This is a genomic window from Flagellimonas alvinocaridis (assembly GCF_004916895.1).
GTDB lineage: Bacteria > Bacteroidota > Bacteroidia > Flavobacteriales > Flavobacteriaceae > Flagellimonas > Flagellimonas alvinocaridis.
In genome coordinates this window covers 65,394-86,214 of sequence record NZ_SNTZ01000009.1, presented here as the reverse complement: position 1 = coordinate 86,214, position 20,821 = coordinate 65,394, and the positions used below count along the sequence as shown (strand labels likewise).

At 40.3% G+C, this 20,821-nt stretch carries 13 protein-coding genes; 11 read left to right on the top strand and 2 right to left on the bottom strand.

Going from position 1 to position 20,821, the window contains the following annotated elements; genetic code table 11:
* The first annotated feature begins 145 nt into the window (after window positions 1–145).
* The 11 genes from EZV76_RS13580 to EZV76_RS13530 all read left to right on the top strand — a co-directional run bounded on the left by EZV76_RS13580 (window position 146) and on the right by EZV76_RS13530 (window position 15,306).
* Entirely contained in the window at window positions 146–1,483 is a 1,338-nt protein-coding gene (locus EZV76_RS13580) for a UDP-glucose dehydrogenase family protein (protein ID WP_136567115.1), read from the top strand.
* A gap of 220 nt (window positions 1,484–1,703) precedes the next feature.
* Window positions 1,704–3,233, top strand: coding sequence for an MATE family efflux transporter (locus EZV76_RS13575; RefSeq protein WP_136567114.1), 1,530 nt, complete (start codon window positions 1,704–1,706; stop codon window positions 3,231–3,233).
* A complete protein-coding gene (locus EZV76_RS13570) occupies window positions 3,226–4,197 on the top strand; it encodes a glycosyltransferase family 2 protein (protein WP_136567113.1) in 972 nt (323 codons plus the stop codon). Before EZV76_RS13575 ends, EZV76_RS13570 begins: the two co-directional genes overlap by 8 nt.
* A 7-nt stretch (window positions 4,198–4,204) precedes the next feature.
* Window positions 4,205–5,200 (top strand): glycosyltransferase family 2 protein, encoded by a 996-nt coding sequence (locus tag EZV76_RS13565; protein WP_136567112.1) that lies wholly within the window; start codon window positions 4,205–4,207, stop codon window positions 5,198–5,200.
* 3 nt (window positions 5,201–5,203) lie between these two features.
* Window positions 5,204–6,301 carry a glycosyltransferase family 4 protein gene (locus EZV76_RS13560; protein ID WP_136567111.1) on the top strand — a complete coding sequence of 366 codons (1,098 nt, stop codon included), beginning with the start codon at window positions 5,204–5,206 and terminating at the stop codon, window positions 6,299–6,301.
* 9 nt (window positions 6,302–6,310) lie between these two features.
* Window positions 6,311–7,429 (top strand): O-antigen ligase family protein, encoded by a 1,119-nt coding sequence (locus EZV76_RS13555; RefSeq protein WP_136567110.1) that lies wholly within the window; start codon window positions 6,311–6,313, stop codon window positions 7,427–7,429.
* Window positions 7,430–7,491: 62 nt separating this feature from the next.
* Window positions 7,492–8,589: a glycosyltransferase gene (locus EZV76_RS13550; protein ID WP_136567109.1), complete on the top strand. Its 1,098-nt coding sequence runs from the start codon at window positions 7,492–7,494 to the stop codon at window positions 8,587–8,589.
* Between the two features lie 49 nt (window positions 8,590–8,638).
* Window positions 8,639–10,495: an asparagine synthase (glutamine-hydrolyzing) gene (gene asnB / locus EZV76_RS13545; protein WP_136567108.1), complete on the top strand. Its 1,857-nt coding sequence runs from the start codon at window positions 8,639–8,641 to the stop codon at window positions 10,493–10,495.
* Window positions 10,496–10,534: 39 nt separating this feature from the next.
* Window positions 10,535–11,686, top strand: a complete 1,152-nt coding sequence (locus EZV76_RS13540) for a glycosyltransferase (protein WP_136567107.1) — start codon at window positions 10,535–10,537, stop codon at window positions 11,684–11,686.
* 12 nt (window positions 11,687–11,698) lie between these two features.
* Window positions 11,699–13,600, top strand: a complete 1,902-nt coding sequence (gene asnB, locus EZV76_RS13535; protein WP_136567106.1) for an asparagine synthase (glutamine-hydrolyzing) — start codon at window positions 11,699–11,701, stop codon at window positions 13,598–13,600.
* Window positions 13,601–13,626: 26 nt separating this feature from the next.
* Entirely contained in the window at window positions 13,627–15,306 is a 1,680-nt protein-coding gene (locus EZV76_RS13530; RefSeq protein ID WP_136567105.1) for a N,N-dimethylformamidase beta subunit family domain-containing protein, read from the top strand.
* Between the two features lie 43 nt (window positions 15,307–15,349).
* Here the strand turns inward: EZV76_RS13530 and EZV76_RS13525 are convergent, their stop codons facing one another.
* Together EZV76_RS13525 and EZV76_RS13520 are read right to left on the bottom strand one after the other, a co-directional pair.
* Complete coding sequence (locus EZV76_RS13525) at window positions 15,350–17,071, bottom strand: efflux RND transporter periplasmic adaptor subunit (protein WP_136567104.1); 1,722 nt, start codon at window positions 17,069–17,071, stop codon at window positions 15,350–15,352.
* A gap of 1 nt (window position 17,072) precedes the next feature.
* Complete coding sequence (locus tag EZV76_RS13520) at window positions 17,073–20,759, bottom strand: efflux RND transporter permease subunit (RefSeq protein WP_136567103.1); 3,687 nt, start codon at window positions 20,757–20,759, stop codon at window positions 17,073–17,075.
* Window positions 20,760–20,821: the final 62 nt, after the last annotated feature.

Sequence of the window (20,821 nt, the reverse complement as noted above, 5' to 3'; positions counted from 1 at the left end):
CGGCGTTTACAAAGTGGTCCACAAGTATAACCCACATTAGTAGAAGGGCAATCTTGGTGTTTTTTAGACCAAAACAATGGACAGAACTTTCTTATAGCCTTGAACACAACAATAGTGCAATAATTTTAAACGATAAAAAATCATTATGAACTTGACTGTAATTGGTACCGGTTATGTAGGACTTGTAAGTGGAACCTGCTTTGCCGAAATGGGCAACAAAGTAACTTGTATCGACATAGATAAAGCTAAAATTGAAAAGCTAAATGGCGGTATAATCCCCATTTATGAGCCTGGTCTGGAACCCATGGTAAAACGTAATATTGAAAACAAAACCCTTTTCTTTAGCACAGACCTTTCCAGTAACCTACAAGGTTGCGATGTGGCCTTCATAGCCGTGGGCACACCAATGGGTGAAGATGGTTCGGCCGACCTTCAGTACGTTTTGCAAGTTGCCAAGGAAATTGGTCAAAACATGGAGCACAGCATTATCGTTGTTGATAAATCCACTGTACCTGTAGGAACTGCTGATAAGGTCAAGGAGACCATCCAAAAAGAATTGGACAAAAGAAACAAGGACATCGAATTTCATGTGGTGTCCAACCCCGAATTCCTTAAGGAAGGCGATGCCATAAACGATTTTATGAAACCCGACCGCGTTGTGGTTGGTTCGGACAATGAAGAGGCTTCCAAAAAAATGAGAAGTCTTTACAGCCCGTTTTTTAGAAGTAGCACAGACCGTCTAATTACCATGGATGTCCGTTCTGCTGAAATGACCAAATATGTTGCCAATGCCATGTTGGCCACCAAAATCTCATTCATGAATGAAATTGCCAATATCTGTGAATTGGTAGGTGCCGATGTGAACAAGGTAAGGATAGGGATAGGTTCTGATAGTAGGATTGGCTATAGCTTTATATATCCAGGAAGTGGGTATGGAGGTTCTTGTTTTCCAAAAGATGTAAAAGCACTTAAGAAAACCGCTGAGCAAAACGGATATTCCCCAAAACTCATTGGGGCCGTGGAAGATGTGAACAATAAGCAAAAGCTGGTGATTGCCGAAAAAATCATTGAACGCTTTGGTGAAGACCTTTCTGGAAAAACATTTGCTATCTGGGGACTCTCATTTAAACCAGGTACGGATGATATGAGAGAGGCACCAGCTATTTACATCATTAAGGAGTTGACCAAAAGAGGAGCCAAAATACAGGCCTATGATCCAAAAGCCATTGAAGAGGCCAAAGAATTTTACCTGAAGGATGTAGAGGGAATCACCTATGTCAACTCCAAATATGAAGCTCTTCACGGATGCGATGCCATGGTATTGCTAACCGAATGGAAAGAATTCAGAGCACCTGATTTTGGAGAATTGAAAAAACAATTGAAGGAGCCGCTCATTTTTGATGGAAGAAACCAATACAATGACGAAATGCTTTTAAGTCAAGGCTTTGAATATCATCAAATTGGCAAAAAAAGAGTCGGGTAGATTGATGCTACGTTACAAATCGGAGACGTGAAATCAACCCGTATAAACCTTAAACCCTGAAAACGATTTCCACATACATTTAAAAAGGATATTTTTTTCAGGGTTTGGTTTTATTATATGAATGAATGCATAAGTAAAAAAATTGCAGCATATTTTGGAGAAACCCTTACCCCGAGAGGATTTAGCCAATAGACCACCAACTAAACCATAGAACTACCGAATGTCCAGGGTAAAACATGCTTTAAAGAATATCAAGGTAAATCTCATATTTTACCTTATCTACACTTTTGTTGGTTTTTTCAGCAGAAAAATATTCCTTGATTATCTTGGTGATGAGTTCGTTGGCTTGGTAGGTACTTTACAGAGTATTCTACGGTTTCTGAACTTAGCGGAACTGGGTATAGGTACCGCTATTGGTTTTGCACTTTATAAACCTATTTTTGACAACGACAGGGAAAAACTGAACAAGATTGTTTCCCTTTTGGGTTATCTCTACAAAAGGGTGGCCTTGATCATGTTGGGGGTTGGTATTGTTTGTTCATTTTTCTTTGGCCATTTTTTCGAGGAAACCACATTTTCCCTTTGGCTTATCCTCTATTGCTTTTATGCATTCCTTTTTTCTTCCCTATTGGGATATCTGGTCAATTACCATCAAAGTTTGCTTCAGGCCGACCAAAAAGAATACTTGGTTACCTCATATCTGCAGACCTCGAACATCATACGCCAAATTATACAGGCTTGTGTGGCCTATTACTTCCAGAACCTATATTTATGGGTAAGCTTGGAACTTTTCTTCTCCATTGTATACAGTATTATTATACGAAGAGTAATCAAGAAGCAATATCCGTGGCTACATCTTAACCAAAAAGCAAGTAAGGATATTTTAAAGGAGTTCAAGGAAATCATCACAAAGGTCAAGCAGGTGTTTGTCCATCAAATATCAACCTTTGTTACCTACGGTACTGACCAACTCCTAATCTACTATTTTGTGAACATCCAAAGTGTGGCCTATTTTGGGAACTATTTCCTGATCTTTTCCATGATCCAGAACATTGTTGGTAAAATGTTCACAGGAATCAATGCGGGAATTGGAAACTTAATTGCGGAAGACGACCAAAAGCAGATTGAAAAGGTTTTCTGGGAGATGATGTCCCTCCGATTTTTCTTGGCGGGTTTCACCACATTGAATATTTATTTTCTGATCCATAGTTTTATATCCATTTGGGTTGGAGACAAATATTTGTTGGACAACGACATCATAATCTTCATGGCGCTAAATTATTTTGTCCTAATAGCAAGGTTGCCCATAGACAGTTTTCTCCATGCCTATGGTCTCTATAAAGACACTTGGGCCCCCATGGTAGAAATCGTATTGAACCTTGGTATATCGCTCATTTTTGGAAGTCTTTGGGGCATTAAGGGAATTGTGTTCGGAACCACCATCAGCGTAACTACTATTTTGATTCTTTGGAAACCCTATTATCTATATACCTCTGGGTTCAAAAAATCGCTACGCAAAGATTTCTGGCCCCATTTCCTAAAGCTGATACTGGTCTTTTTGGCCTCGGCATACATCACCCATCAATTAAAAAACATGGTATTGGACTATACTCCAGTAAATTATTGGGAATGGTTCCTATATGCAGTAAAGTTGAATGTAATCATCATTCTTGTATTTGTTCCATTGATCTATTTCTTTGGAAAAGGCTTTAAAAGTTTAATCGAAAGAATAATTAAACGAAATGGTTGATCAAAGTCCTAAAATTACCGTAATCGTTCCTGTTTATAAGGTAGAAGACTATCTTGAAAGATGTTTGGACAGCATAATTGCCCAAACCTATAAGAACTTGGAAATCATTGTGGTAAATGATGGTTCTCCCGATGGTTGCGGTGAAATTTGTGACCGCTATGCAAAAATGGATGATCGGATAACGGTTCTCCATCAAGAAAATATGGGGCTTAGTATGGCCCGAAACAATGGAATGAAATTGGCCACAGGTAAATACGTTGCCTTTGTGGACAGTGATGATTACATTGAAAAAGAAATGTATGAGTCCATGCTAAAAGTAATGCTGGAAAACAATCTCAGGATGGTAGAAAGCAGTATGAACCTAAGTGGGGAATTCTTTTTTGAGCAAGACCCGAACGCCTTTTTTATCCAGACCATAGATGATGCACTGGAACGTGCCAAGTATGCCGGTTTCAACAGCGCCATCAACAAACTATACGAATACGACCTCATCAAGGACATCCCTTTTAAAAAGGGCAAATTATACGAGGATATTATTTTTAATTCAGAGGTTTGGCAGAAACTGGACAAAATAGGTTTTGTTCCCATGGGTTATTATGTTAACCCGCAACAGGGAGAGAGCATCCAGCGTAGCGGATATAGCCTAAAAAAAGTAGAGGGACTTTGGGTTATCCATGAAGCCAACCAAAATTTTATGGCCATGGCCAGTACAGAAAAGGCAAAGGAAACCCTCAGAAGTAACTTCATGAACGCCCTTCTTTTTCATTTTCATTCTCTCTTGGAAGTAAAGCACCTAGATCCAGATAGAAAAAACCTGAAGAAAATGAGAAAGCTCATCAAAAAATATTCAAGGTTTAAATTTACGAACATATACCTTCTCTTGATCAACATATTGCCGTTACCCCTATACGAATTGTTTTTTGCAGTCAATTTGTACAGACAAAAATTGTTTAACCAGCAATAAGGATACAATGAAAGAAAAAAGCAAACATGCAGACCTGCCAAAAATAACTGTCATTGTACCCATATACAATGTTGAGCCTTATCTGGAGCGCTGCGTTAACAGCATTTTGAATCAATCTTATCAAAATCTGGAGATTATTTTGGTTGATGATGGTTCGCCGGACAATTGTGGCGCCATCTGTGATGAGTTTGCCAAAAAAGATGACCGAATTGTAGTTATCCATCAAAAGAACAAAGGCCTGAGTGGTGCCCGAAACACAGGCTTGGAAAATGCAACTGGGGATTACATAGGATTTGTGGACAGCGATGACTGGATAGATAAAGAAATGTATGGAGAGATGATGGATGCCATGCTCCAAAATGATGTAAACCTTGTAGAATGCGATTTTATCTTCAGGACCGAATATGGTGAGAAAGAACCTGAAGAGGGAACCTTGGAACATCAAACTAAACTACAGGCCCTACAGCGTATTTTGCGTAGAAGACAATTTTCTGTTTGCAAAAGGCTTTATGAAAAAAGCCTGTTGGATGGATTGAAATTTCCTGAAGGTAAAATTTCTGAGGATGTATATTTTACCAGCTATGTCTTTAAACGGGTTGATAAGATTGTTTACCTGAGCAACCACTTCTACAACTACTACCGAGCTTCGGAAAGTATTACTAGGGGGCCCTACAATCCAAAAAACCTAAAACAGTCCATCGAGGCAGCATTCTTTTTAAGGGAAAATATTGGCTCAGTACAGCAAGACCCAGAATTACAGAGACTGGCCAATACCTTTTTAATGGACATTCTCCTTTACAATTATAAGTTGTTGCACCACAACCATGACCAAGATGATAATTTTGAGCTACGCATTTGGGTAAGAAAATTGTTCAAAGACATCAATGGTTCACTACCCATACAACATTCCATGGCTAAATTATTGCCGGTACGGTTATACTATGGCCTCATACGGACTTATACTGGACTTAAAAATGTACTCTCCTCAAAAAACCAAGCATAGCCTATGTCCAAAAAACAATCCATAGCCTTTCTTTCATTTAACCTCACTTCTGGAGGGGCCGAGCGGGTATTTTCCAATTTGGCCAATGAATTTAGTGCGGATTATCCCGTAAGTATGATCACCATTGAAAAATGTACCCCTTTTTACGAATTGGACCAACGGGTACAGCGATGGGATTGTGGTCTCAGTATAGCCAAAAAAGGACCTGTTAGCAGGTATTTCAGCTATATTACCACTGCCATAAAACTGAGAAAACTTATAAAAGAGAAAAAGATAGATTTAGTGGTGAGTGCTTCGCCAACGGTAAATGTGTTTGCCATTTTGGGTTGTATGGGGACCAATACAAAGTGCGTTATCAGTGAAGTGAACAATCCAATCGTAGACCCACCCAATCTATTTTGGAAAACATGGAGAGACTTGCTCTACAACAAATCGGATTGCCTTATTTCCCAAACACAATCCAGCAAGGATTTCTTTTCCAAAATCATGGACAACAACAAAATTGTGGTACTGCCCAATCCATTGAACCCCGATTTTCAAAGTCAGCGTGTACTTCCCATCAAAAGGCCTGGAAATAAAACTATATTGACCGTAGGGAGATTAGATTCGAACAAGGCGCAAGACATACTGATTCGTGCCTTTGCCAACATTCCCCACAAGGATTGGACCGTTAAACTCTTGGGAGATGGGGTGGAAATGGAAAGTTTAAAGCAACTTTCCGAAGAATTGGGAGTTGGTGAGCAGATTCACTTTGCGGGCAGACAGTCCAATGTGGCCAACTATTACAAAGAAGCGGATATTTTTGTGTTCACCTCTAGATCGGAAGGATTGCCCAATGCCTTGATTGAAGCCCAATATTTTGGATTACCTTGCATCTCAACGGATTGTCCATTTGGGCCTTCGGAAATTATAGAGGATGGAACCAATGGATATCTCATTGAAGTTGATAGTGTGGAGCAACTCGAAGAAAAGCTTGTCCATCTTATCAATGAGCCCGGCGTTAGGGACACTTTCAGTGAAAACTCCATTAAAGCATCGAAAAAATATGAAATGGGTTCTGTGAAAAAACAATGGGAAGAATTGTTCAACTCCCTAGCATAATAAACATCTGTGGCGAAAGTTTTAAAATATATCATCCTTATACTCACTATACTAAATGTGCCCTCCACTTTTTTCTTTTATGTGAATCCGGCCATCAGTACGGTATTGAGCTATCTTATATATGCCCTTTTAATGGCCTATTTTATCGTTGCCGAAAAACATCGCCCCAATCTTTGGATGATTGCCATTGGGGTTGCCTACTTTGCCATAGGAGGACTAAACTTTGCCGGCGATAAAGAAAGTGACTATTTCATCACCTTTACCAAGTACATTATAATGATCATCTGCGGAAGTGCTTTGGTAAAAAAGGTAACCAAGGACGATATTTTCTTTTTATATTTTTTGGGTTCCATCAGTATTATTGTCCATGCGGTGGCCTTTCCAGACAACTATGGAAGGTACAGTGGCTTTTACATTGACCCCAACCAAGCTGGTTTTGTGTGTTTAATGGCCTATGCCCTGACCTTTAGAATAAAAAAATTCCCTTTCCGGACGCTACTACAGGTTATTATTACCGTAGCAGGAGTTTTTACCTTTTCAAGGACCTTTATTCTCATCTGGTTGTTGATCAATCTATTGTCCGTTAAAGTAGAGTTCAAAAATATTAGAATCATTGGTGTGGGTGTTGGTCTGATTATTCTTATTGCCGCGATCGGCCCTCTCTTAAAATTGAACACGGACAGATTGGAAACATTTACTGCCGTGGTGAACCAAAACGAAGGTGCATTGCAAAAAGCAGGGGAAGCATCCCGATCAGAGACCTGGTCCTATTACTACGAACCTTTGAAGGAAAGCCCCATTTTAGGAAATGGTTACGGTTCATTCATGGGTGGTGTCTTTCAGACTTTTGGAGTACACAACACTTATATTTTGGTGCTGGGTGAAGCAGGTATCATTGCCTTTATCCTTCTCACCTCCCTCTATCTATATTTTTTATACATGGGAGTGATCATGTTCAAAGAAGAGCACCATGTCTTAATGCAAAGCATAGCCTTGTTCCTGTTCTTATTGACATTTCACAACTATTTCACCACAGACCATGTTTTGATAGCATCTCTGTGGATAGCCAACCAAATTTCAAATTACAAGAAGAAAAAAAGAGCCGATGCCCTACCCCAACCATCTTAAACTGCCAACAAATTCTATGTTGTACAAAACGAGAAGTATGTTAAAAGACAGTTGCTCAAAATATGAAGAGTAAACGTAGTATGGCAAACCAGAAAATAAAGATTTCCATTTTTTTACCAAGCCTAACCGCTGGCGGTGCAGAACGAATAATGTCCTTTATTGCCCAAAAGCTGGACCGTTCCATTTTTTCTGTGACCCTTGTAGTGACCGGTTCAGAAAATGAGGTAAAGTATGATCTTACTGGGGTAGATGTAGTTTTCCTTAATAAAGACAGGGTCCTTTTTTCCATCCCCAAAATCATAGGATACCTGAGACGCTCCAAACCAGATATTTGTTTTAGTGCCATACGTCACCTAAATATTGTCATGGGTGCAGTGGCCTTTTTCTTCCCGAAAATAAAATTTGTGGCCCGTGAAGTAAACGTCATGAGCGTCCTAAAGGACTACCCAGAAGAGAAAACCAGAAAATATCCTGCATTTATCTCCAAAATGAGTTTTACCCAATTGGATGCAATCATATGCCAATCCAATGACATGCTCAACGATATTCAATCTGAGCACCCTAACTCAAAAGAAAAGCTATTTGTAATAAACAATCCAATCACAGATGGTTTTTTACCCAAAGAGGAGCGCACAATAAACACCCCTCCTTATAAGTTCATTACAGTGGGAAGTCTTGAACCGAGAAAGGGTCATCAAAGAATATTAAAAGGTCTTGCCAAACTTGATATGGATTTTGAGTATACCATGGTTGGAAGCGGATCACAAAAGAAACATTTGGATGGGCTCATTGACCAGCTTGGACTTGGAGGTAAAGTAAGACATGTCCCTTTTACCAAAACGGTAGGTAACTATCTAAAGGAAAGCCACATCTTTATACAGGGCTCATATGTAGAAGGATTTCCCAATGCGTTGCTGGAGAGTTGTGCAGTAGGCACTCCTATAATCGCCTTTAGGGCGCCAGGTGGCATCAATGAAATTGTGGAGGAAGGCATAAATGGATATACTGTGGACAATGTGGAAGACTTGGTGAAGGCTATCCATAAAATCCTAGAATTGGATTTAGACCCAAAAGAAGTGAGTCAGTCGGTATACAAGAAATATGATTCCAAGATTATTTTGGACAAGTACCAAGACTTTTTTGTAGAGCTAATGCGTTAAAAAAAACCATAACCCCAATAAAAAACACTAAACACCCAACTATAAACACATGTGCGGAATATACGGATCAACCATAGGTTACACAGAAAACCAAGTAAAGGAAAAACTGGAAAGAACCAATTTTAGGGGGCCCGACAAATTGGATTGGAAGATCATTCCAACCCAAAGTGGAAATGGAAAAGTTGCATTTGGCCATAATAGGCTATCCATTATCGACTTGGACCCCAGATCTAACCAGCCTTTTAATTACCAAGGTTTGGTGGATATTGTGTTCAATGGGGAAATCTATAACTTCAAAACGATTAAGGAGACCTTGATCAAAGATGGTTTCGAGTTCAAGACCACCAGTGATACCGAAGTGATATGTGCCGCCTATCTAAAATATGGGGAAGAGTGCGTACAGCATTTAAATGGCATGTTTGCCTTTGTTATTCTGGACAAACAAAAAGAGAAGCTCTTTGGCGCAAGGGATAGATTGGGGCAAAAGCCATTCTACTATTATCACAATGGCCTGGATTTTGAATTTGCCAGCCAAATTTCATCCATACAACTTTATAACGATAAACTATCCATATCGCAACGGGCCATTTTAGAGTATTTAAAATGGGGAGCTATTCCCGATCCTTTGTCCATTTTCAACGAGGTGAAAAAATTACTGCCTGGACATCAGTTTAGCTTCGACCTAAAAACTGGTAAACTTTCAACTCGAAAGTACTGGGATATTGATTATTTGACACCTCCAAGTTATAAAGGTTCGTACAATGATGCCTTGGCAGAACTGGAAGATTTGTTAAAGGATGCTGTCAGTACCAGAATGTATGCCGATGTACCGATCGGAGTGTTTTTGTCTGGTGGCGTGGATTCTTCATTGGTTTCCGCCTTGGCTACAAAAACAGTCGCCAATAAGGTCAAAACATTTTCGGTAAAGTTTGATGAAAAAGGTTTTGATGAAAGCGGATATGCACAACAAGTTGCGGATCACCTACAAACTGATCATACCGTAATCCGCTGCAATTATGAGGAAGGCTTGGATTTGATCAGCAATTTTAGCCATTATTATGATGAGCCTTTTGCAGACCCATCGGCAATTCCATCCATGTTGTTGGCCAAATATACCCGAAAGCACGTTACGGTGGCCTTGTCTGGTGATGCAGGGGATGAAAGTTTTATTGGTTATCATCGGTATAACTGGATGAAGAAGGTGAAATTTTTATACTCCATGCCAAGTGCAGTCCGAAAACTAGGGGCCAATATTGTAGAATTGGCACCCAACTATAGGCTAAAAGCCATCGCCAAAGGTTTACGACATGAAAGTTTAGAGTCGCTATATATGGCAACCTTGACCAATATTGATATGTCATGGATAGACCATCAATGGGACGAAAAGGACGTAATGGAACATGAATACCTGTTCCATAATAAGAAGAATCTGTATGAACGTATTTCAGATTTTGATTTAAAAGCATATCTCAATTGGGACATTAACACAAAAGTGGATAGAGCCACCATGGCCTATTCATTGGAGGCAAGGTCTCCCCTTATTGATCATAGGGTAGTCGAGTTTTCAAGATCGCTCCCAACAGAATTTAAATTTAAAGGAGCCAATCAAAAAAGAATCCTAAAAGATTTGTTGTACCAGCATGTGCCAAAAGAGATTTTCCAAAGGCCCAAAGCAGGGTTCACCATGCCTTTTCAGGAGTGGTTCCGTGGCGAACTAAAAGATATGGTCCTCACAGAACTCAATGAGCAAAGCCTTAAGGAAATCCCAGGGATAAATCCGCCGAAGGTTAAAAAAATGATTGATGAGCATTTGAGTGGCAGTTGGAACAGATACCCCACCATATGGAAATTATTGGTCTTAAAACAATGGTTGAACACCAATGGTAAGGGACTGTCCATAAAATAAGGCAAGGGATTTTTGACAACTTCAAAAAACATGATTTAAATGGATTCGTCCAAACCAAACCTCAGCATACTTGATATAAGTTTTACCAGTGGCGGTGCTGAAAAAGTCATTAGCCTACTGCTCAAGGAACTTATAAAGGATTACAATGTGACCCTCATTCTTTTTTACAATGAGATTCACTTTCCCATTCCCAAAGAGGTAGATACCATACTGTTGTCCCAAAAAGGACCGGACCGCAGATACTATCAAAAAATAGCGGATTTATTTCGATTTATCTTCAAATACCGATCTATCGTTAAAAGAAAGCAAATCCAATATGCAGTATCTTTTCTTCCTTTTCCCAATTTGGTGAACGGAATCATAGGTATTTTTAACAGGAATGTGAAAATTCTGATCAGTGAGCGGGGGTTTCCTTCAGACAATACCACAAGTAAGTTGTCTTTGGGAATAGCCAAGGTTTTCTACCCTATTCTATATAATAAAGCGGATAGGCTTTTTTCAAATTCTGTTTATATCAACAAGGATTTAGAGGAAAATTTCAATATCAAGATTCCAATGGATGTAGTTTACAATCCCATTGAAGTTCCTTCGACCACCATTGACCCCATTTCTTTGGGTAAAACGGAAGATGTCTTTAAGGTAATAAACGTTGGGTCTTTGAATGTGAGGAAAAACCAACGTATCATCATCGAAGCTTTGGATAAACTGAACCTTCCAGACGTGGAACTTGAGATTTTGGGTGTGGGTGATTTGCATGAAACATTGGAACAGGAAGCCAATGATCTAGGCTTGGAAAAGAAAGTGCATTTAGTGGGACGGAAGAAAAATGTAAATGATTACTTGGCCAACAGTCACTGCTTTGTCTTGTCTTCCAATACTGAAGGTTTTCCCAATGCGCTGCTCGAAGCACTTGCCGTAGGGTTGCCCAGTATATCCACCAACTGTCTTTCAGGGCCTTTGGAATTGCTCAACGACAATGAACCGGTACAAATTTCCAATGAAGAATTTTACAAAGCCAAATACGGTATCCTTATCAACAACGGTGATGCCATTGCATTGGCAAAAGCTTTGGAGTTTCTTCATTCAAATCCAAATGAGAGGGAGAAATATGGTCGTTTGGCCCTGGAACGAGCCAAAAAGTATCATTTAAGCAATATTTATACGGAATTTAAAGAATTTGTTCACAAATAAACTTAGCCAACCATGTGCGGTATTAACGGTTTTATAAAAAAAAGCGACCCTGGTAATACAGAACTGAAGGCGCAAATAAATACCATGAACGATCTCATTTTCCATAGAGGTCCGGATGATGATGGTGTTTTTTGCAAGACTACCGGCAACTATGCGTTGGCCATGGGAATGAGGCGATTGTCCATTATTGACCTTTCTACAGGAAAGCAACCCATTTCAAACGATTCCGGTACCATTACCATTGTGTTTAATGGGGAAATATACAACTATCAAGTCCTACGAAATGAATTGCAATCCAAGGGAGTCACTTTTAAAACAAAGAGTGATACCGAAGTCATCCTAAAATTATATGAGTTGGAAGGGGAATCCTCTTTTAAAAAGTTGGATGGAATGTTTGCGTTCAGTATTCATGACAATGAAAGGGGAAAAGTTTTTATTGCCCGAGACTTTTTTGGGGAGAAACCACTGTATTACTCCAAATCGGACAATCAGTTTATCTGGGCATCTGAACTTAAGTCATTGGTGCCTTACTTGGAAGAGAAACCTAAAATAAGTGCCACTGGGGTAAATCTTTTTTTTAGGCTTACCTATATCCCCCCTCCGTTTACCATCTATGAAAATGTGCATAAACTGGAGGCTAATCATTATATCGAATATGATTTGGGAACCCATACCTATAGCACTCATCAAATAGAACCTGATAAACTGTCCCAAAAAAGCTCCATTGATTTCAATACGGCAAAGAACACAACAAAAGAGCTTGTAAAAGAAAGTGTGGGTTCACGATCTATTTCAGATGTTCCCCTGGGGACTTTTCTGTCGGGAGGTGTGGATTCATCCATTATCTCACTATGTCTTGCCCAATGCAAGGAGGAAAAAATCAACACTTTTTCAATTGGTTTTGAAAAAAAATCTTTTGATGAAACCGATAAATCCAGGGTTGTCTCCAAGCTCATCAACAGCAACCATAACGAGTTTATCATTGGGGAAAACGATTTAAAGGACAGCATCCATGAAATCATCATCAATTTTGATGAACCCTTTTCCGATACTGCTGCCCTTCCCACCCATTTGGTCTCAAAAAAAACTAGGGAGCGCGTTACCGTTGCCCTCACCGGGGATGGAGGGGACGAGATGTTCGGAGGGTACAACAAATACTATATTGGCAAGCTCAACCGAAGATATACCCGATTGGTTCCCAAGGGTATCCATTCTGCTTTTATGGGCATTGGTTCCAAGCTATTGAAAAGCAACAACGACCAAAGAGGGCTTAAGTTCAAAATCAACAAGCTGCTCAATTCCATAGATTACAATGGGCAATTTTACTGGGATATCATTTCTCTTGCCAACACCTCGGAACAAGCAAAAAAACTACTCCTGAATGAGATCCATGATTCCAATATCTTTAAAAGTTATATGGACCGGCATAACATACAAAACCCACGATCGGTGCATGATTTTAGGTATGTGGATAAGTTTTTGAGCTTGGATGGGGGTATGCTGGCCAAAGTGGATAGAACCAGTATGCAAAATTCCTTGGAATGCAGGGCTCCATTTTTAAACAAGGAGATTTGGCATTTTGCCAATAGCCTTCCAGAAGAATACCTAATGAAGGGATGGAGCAAAAAGCATATTTTAAAAGAAGCTTTCAAGGACGAATTCCCGGAAAATTTTCTGGAGCGTGGAAAACAAGGATTCGGTTCTCCTGTGGGTGATTGGCTACGTTCCAATCTCAAAAAAGAACTTTTGTCCTATATTGAACCGGACTTTTTGGCCCGCCAAGGCCTTTTCAATATTGACTATGTAAATACGCTGGTCAATGACCACATTACAGGAAAAAAAGACAGTACCTACAGTGTTTGGGCCTATTACTGTTTTCAAAAATGGTATAAAAACATCTATCAACAACTATAACAACCTCTTTAAACCCATTGTCATACATGTCCGCCAACAATCCCATAATTATTGAAAATCAAAAAGAAGGAGATGAAAACTGGGGGTTGACCCAACCTGCCATACATCGTGAGATTGAAGGATATGCTTCTAGAGCCAGTGTAACTTATGGAGAGTCCATTGCACTATTCGTTAGCACAAAATCTGAACAGTTTTCCCTTACAGTTTTCCGAATGGGGTGGTACAATGGCAAGGGCGCTAGGCAAGTTTTGGAACCGATAACGCTGAAAGGGAGTCATCAGGAAAAAATAATTGCCGATCCAGAAACCGGAATGGTAAAATGTGATTGGACAGCATCATATGCGCTAAACATTGAACAAGCATGGACCGCAGGTGTTTATTTGGTAAAGCTTGAAGAATTAAAGGAAAACAAGCAAAGCTATATCATTTTTGTTGTACGAAACGACGCTGAGCCAAATGATGTTTTGTTCCAATTGCCCGTAACCACCTACCAAGCCTATAATTTTTGGGGTGGTAAATCGCTATATGATTGGGGAAGTGGTTCTGATACGGAATGGGGAACCATTGATGGGGCAAGAGCAAGTAAAGTGTCCTTTGACCGTCCCTATATTGCCAGTAACAATCCCTCAGCAGCGTTTGGCATGGGTGCAGGGGAATTTTTGACCAATGTACAACCCGTTACCACCCATGGATACCCAATAAATAGTGCTGCTTGGGATTATAATATGGTACGATGGTTGGAAAGACAAGGTTATCATCTGGGCTATACTACAAGTTTGGATACACATGAAAGACCTGAGCAGTTACTTTCCACCAAAGTTTTTTTATCCCAAGGACATGATGAATATTGGTCTTACGAAATGCGGAAAAATGTGGAAAACGCTAGAAATCAAGGAACAAACCTTACTTTTTTCTCCTCCAATTCCATGTTCTGGCAAGTACGGTTTGAAAAAGATTCAGATCAAGAAGAACCAAGAACCATGGTCTGCTATAAAGATTCCGACATGGACCCCATAAAAGGGGAAAGAAGCACCCTAAATTACAGGGATATCAAGGAGCTTAAGGGTGAAGCTGAAATTATTGGGGTACAGTATATTGCCGACCCAGTGATTGGTGATATTAAAGTCTCCAATGCCCAACATTGGATCTTTGAGGGAACCGGTCTGAAAAATGGTGATACCCTAAAAGGCCTATTGGGATATGAAGTGGATTCTGTTTGTGGTGATTCCCCTTCGAACGTGGAAATTTTAGGCGCCACCCCAGCAAAAAAGATAGATGAGTACAACACCAAGTACATCCTCACCTATATGGGCGCCAAAATTGCTGGAATATTTAAATCCGTAGGTGAAAAATTAATAGGTGTCCGAATTGGAAACAAAGCCTTATTGGCCGTTATGCTAGTTTTAGGTGGATTTGGAAGTTTTGTTTTCATTAAGTTTATTGGTCTACCTTTCTTATTGGCCTTAATTGGGTTGGGCGCTCTGGTAATGATTCTTTGGTTTTTAAAGATTTACTATTCCAAAAATATTGTGTCCAACATGACCCTCTACAAGGCAGATAGCGGTGCCATGGTTTTTTCAACCGGTAGTATGCAGTGGTCTTGGGGACTTGATGATTTCAATGTGGGAACATTGCGTAAAAGTTATCGTTCCGAACAAGCGGAAAAAATAACTGCCAATATTTTGGATAAGTTTATCGGGAATTGAGTTTTGTGGAATGGCAGTGGCTTGGTTTCAATATAAGATTGACTTATTTGGCCAAGACCTGTTCTACTCTTCCACAGGTTAACATGGCATCACCAAAATAGGGATTTAAAATATTCTCTTGGTAGCTGACCCAGCTTCCTCCCTTAAAATTGTCAGCACAATCACAGTGCTGCACATATAACGTATTTGTGGAATTTGATATCGCTGGCAACAGAGCTATCAAAGATTCCGAAAGATACTTAAACTCATACCGCTGCTCAGTAATATCCTTGGCTCGTCCAATATTTTGTAAATGGGTCTTAATATGCGTAAAACCTTCCCCGTGGGAATTTTTCAAAATTGAATTGTCATTGGTAAAAAGCACCAACAAAGCTTTTGCCTTATCCTTGGCTTGGTTTGCATCAGTGGCCACCAAAGCATCCTTTAAATCGATATAGCCATCCATGAATGGCGCAAAATCCCCTTCAAGACCAATGGTCATGGGCATATCTTTGTTTTGATGTCCCGGATGGTCCATTGTCTTTTCAAGATTTTTTCCTTCAACATGCTCTAAAGACATCATGGATTTTTTTCCATTCAACTGGGCGGCTGCATCAACAGTGAATGTTCCTTCAGCCACTACAATGTCCCCATTTTTTAATCCATCCAAAACTTCATATTCTCCATTGGCCATGTGTCCCAATTCCACTTCGACCATTTCAAAAACAGGTTTTCCATCCATGGGTTGTTTATAGACCACAGAGCGCTTACCTGTCCAGAGTACCGCAGATTTGGGTATTCGGATAACATCTTCCGGTAATTTTGCCGATACTGTGGCTTCTATAAAGGTTCCCGGTCTCAACTTTCCGCTTCGATTATCCAAGACAGCCCTTACAGAGACTGTTCTCTTTTCCTTGTCCATGACAGGTTCGATAAAATCTATTTTTGTTTTAATGGCCCTGTTAGGGAGTCCTTTTGGACGTATTTCCAACTCTTGGCCTACTTCCAACAATTCCAATTGACTTTCATAGCTGTCCAATACTGCCCAAACCGTTCGCAAATCCGATATTTTAAAAAGAGGGTCGCCTTGGGAATAGTATTTTCCTTCAGATGCCAAAACCTCCGTTACCGTACCCGTTACATCGGCATATAGTGGAAAATTCATCATTGGCTTACCGCTTTCCAAAACGGCATCAATCTGTGCATCGGTCATTTTCCATAGACCTAGTGTATTCCTGGCCGCGTTGAACAGTTTTTCATGTGTGCCCCTGTAGGAAGCAGATGTGATGAGCTTATCTTGGGCCAAATAGAGTTCTGGAGAATATATAAACCCGATTTCTTGGCCTTTCACTATTTTCTTACCTACATAATCTGGATACAATTTATCTATTCGCCCATCAAAAAGTGTGGTCTGTATCGCATCGGTTTCCCTGTTTGTTGCAATAAGTCCTGACAAATGTATGGTTGCTTCGTGATGTTCTGGGGAGCCCACCCTAACGGTTTGGATATTGGAAAGAGCCAAAGCGCTTTCAGACATTTTAAATTGATTCATGGACATATCCGCCATCTCATTTTTGACAAAGACCAGATCCATGGCACAAAGCGGACATTTTCCATTTTCCTTACCATCTACTTGTGGATGCATAGAGCACGTCCACACACCACTTTTTTCTGCAACAAGGTTTTCCGTGGTTTTGCCTTGAGTGTCATTCTTGCTGAAAACAAGATAACCCAAAAGTAATCCCAAGGCCGTCAACAATGTGTATGTGCCAATTCTCTTCAACATATTAAAGTTCGGTTTTTGCACTATTTAAAGTTACCTCTTTTTGCCAACAATACAGAACAGGTACGACGAAGAGCGTAATCAATGCCATGAACATGCCCCCAAGTGCCGGAATGGCCATTGGAATCATAATATTGGCTCCCTTACCATCTGACGTCAACACAGGCAGTAGAGCCAAAATGGTTGTAGCTGTGGTCATTAAACATGGTTTAACGCGTCTTTTACCAGCCTCTATTACGGCACTTCTAATGGCATCCTTACTGTTCAAAGGCTTATCTTGAAATGATTGGTTTAAATAAGTGGCCATGACAACCCCATCATCTGTAGCTATCCCAAAAAGAGCTATAAAACCAACCCAAACGGCCACGCTCAGATTCACTGTTCCAACATTGAGCAGTTCCCTAATGTTTATCGATCCCATCTGAATATCCAAAAACCAATTTTGACCATACAGCCACAACATGATAAATCCTCCTGCAAAAGCCACTGCCACTCCAGAAAAAACCATGAACGATATGGAAACCGACCTAAATTGCAGGTATAGCAAAACAAAAACGAGTAAAAGCACGGCAGGTACTACAAATTGCAATGTTTTTTGAGAATGGATATGGTTTTCATAAGTTCCGCTAAACACGTAATGCACACCATCTGGAACAACAAGTTCTCCTTTATCCTCCAACTCTTGTAAGGTGGTTTTGGCCTCCTCAACAGCCGTAACTTCGGAGATGTCCCCTTTTTTATCAAAGATGACATAGCTCACCAAAAAACCATCCTCACTTTTTATACTCTGGGGCCCTCTTTGGTACTTTACTTCAACAAACTCCGTAAGAGGAATTGTGGACCCATTGGACAAAGTCATGTAGACCGACGCCAAATCTTCCGGGGTTCCACGCAATTCTCTTGGGTAACGTACCCGTAACGCATAGCGTTCCCTACCTTCAATACTATTGGAAAGGGTCTTCCCTCCAACTGCTACTTCCAAAGTTTGTTGAACATCTTCTATGGACAGTCCATATCTGGCTATTTTCTGGCGGTCAATATCAAAAAGAATATAGGGTTTCCCTGTAATCCTATCAGCAAAGACAGACTCTGGGATAATACCATCTAACGTCTTCAATTGTTTTTCCAACTCCAAGGCAAAGGCTTCCACATCCTTTAAGTTTTGTCCTTTGACCTTGATGCCCATTGGCGCCCTCATTCCTGTCTGAAGCATTACCAAACGGGTTTCTATGGGTTGGAGTTTAGGAGCGGAAGTTACTCCTGGTAGTTGGGTTGCTTTGGAAATTTCTTGCCAAATATCATCCACATTTTTAATATGCGGTCTCCAATTTCGGTAATACTCCCCTCCCCTGTCCAGAATTAAATCGCTTTGGGATACATCTTCACCAGAAGCTATAAAATTTCCTTCCTTTGTTTTAAAGAGTCCTTCCTCATTTACCTCAAAACGCAAAGGAGTACCTTCTGGGTCCAAAATATATTCGGGCTTATACGAAATTAAGTTTTCATACATGGATAACGGAGCGGGATCCAGCGGTGATTCCACTCGACCAGCTTTACCAACCACATTGCCCACTTCTGGTATTGCGGCTACGGCCATATCCAATTTTTTCAATACCTGTTGATTCTCTGAAACACCAGCATGTGGAAGCGAAGTAGGCATCAGAAGAAAATCGCCTTCTTCCAAGCTAGGCATAAATTCTTTCCCCATATTCAGCATAATGCCCAATCCCAATATCACAAAAAATGATGGGATGGAAACACTGATCCATTTGTTCCGTAACACCCATTGCAACATATCCTCATACTTTGTGATAAAAAGCATTAACGGCAACAACACCAAACCAATGAGGAGTAAAACAAACAGGCCATTAAGTATCAGGTTATGTGAGAATCCCAACGGTCTCCAATACACTGCCAACATGGTTATAATGAATAATAACATCACACCATATGGAATGTACTTTTGGAACTCCTTATCTAAAATATTGTAGTGAACAAGTAGCTTCAACAGTCCGAACAATGCAATGAATGTCAACACAAGGTAAAATCCAGAAACTAGGGATATTGCCCCAAGAACAATCAATAAAATTGATAGGAACGGAACATTTCGGCGTTCCTTTTTCTTGGTCATTATGATTGCAGCCACAGGGGGTAGGGCAAAAAGAGCCAAGCCAATGGCAGCGCACAACGCAACAGTTTTAGTAAAAGCCAAAGGAATAAACAACTTTCCCTCTGCCCCTGTTAAGGTAAAAACAGGTATGAAACTCACTATAGTGGTTAAGCCAGCCGTTAGTAGGGCTCCGGAAACTTCATTTGAAGCATTGAGAATCGTTGTTTGTACATTTTGTTCAGGGTTGGCCCTAAGATGTCTGGTAATATTCTCGGCAAGGACAATGCCCATATCCACCAAAGTTCCAATGGCAATGGCAATTCCTGATAATGCCACAACATTGGCTTCAACATTGGCTATTTTCATAGCAATGAAAACACTAAGGACGGCCAAAGGTAATAATCCGGAAACCAAAAATGAGGCTTTTAGACTTCGCAGCATAACAATGACCACCAAAATCGCTATAATGATTTCAAAAAGAAGGGCATCGCCCAAGGTGTCCAGGGTTTCATGTATTAAGACGGATCTATCGTAAAAGGGTACAATGGTCAACTGGGATATGGTACCATCTTCCAATGTCTTTTTGGGCAATCCCTTGCTTATTTTATCAATTTGGGCAGTAAGATTTTGAGTCACCTGCATAGGGTTCGCCCCGTATTGTGCCGTAACCACTCCTCCTACAACTTCAGCCCCTTCTTTGTCTAAAATCCCCCTTCTTTCGGCGGGGCCCAAGGAAACTTTGGCTATGTCCTTGATCAAAACCGGGGTGAAATTTTTTACAGAGACACTTGTGTTTTCAATATCCTCTGTGGAAGTAACATACCCCAAGCCCCTGACAAAGTATTCTGTATGGTTGATTTCCAAGGTCTGGGCACCACTACTCTTGTTGCTCTTTTTCACAGCATCAACCACTTGGTTCAATGAGATGCCATACTGCCGCATAGCTTCTGGGTCAACATCGATATGGTATTCCTTTACAAAACCTCCTACGGAAGCTACTTCTGAAACCCCCGTGGTGGAAGCCAACGCATTTTTGATATAAAAGTCCTGAATGCTACGGAGTTCCTGTAAATTCCATCCCCCTGTGACCTTTCCTTCGGGGTTTCTTCCTTCTAGTGTATACCAATAAATTTGTCCCAAAGCAGTGGCATCTGGTCCTAATTTAGGCTGCACTCCTTCCGGAAGCAATTCTTTGGGTAAAGTGTTCAGTTTTTCTAGGATTCTCGTCCGGGACCAATAAAACTCTACATCGTCCTCAAAAATGATGTAGACACTAGAAAACCCAAACATAGAGGTACTCCGAATGGATTTGACCCCTGGAATCCCCAAAAAACTAGATGTTAAGGGGTAACTGATCTGATCCTCGATATCCTGGGGAGATTGACCATCCCAACGGGTAAAAACAATTTGTTGGTTTTCGCCAATATTTGGTATGGCATCAACACTGACAGGATTGCTGGGAAAAATATCTGTACCAAACTTAAATGGTGATGTAACCACTCCGAAGAAAATGATCAGTGCGATCCATACGAGAACAATGACCTTGTGTTTAATTAGGAAGTGGATACCCTTGTTCAACATTATATGAGGTTGGGTTTAAATCAAATTTGGGTGAAGTTAATCAACTTATTCCTGTTATTGCT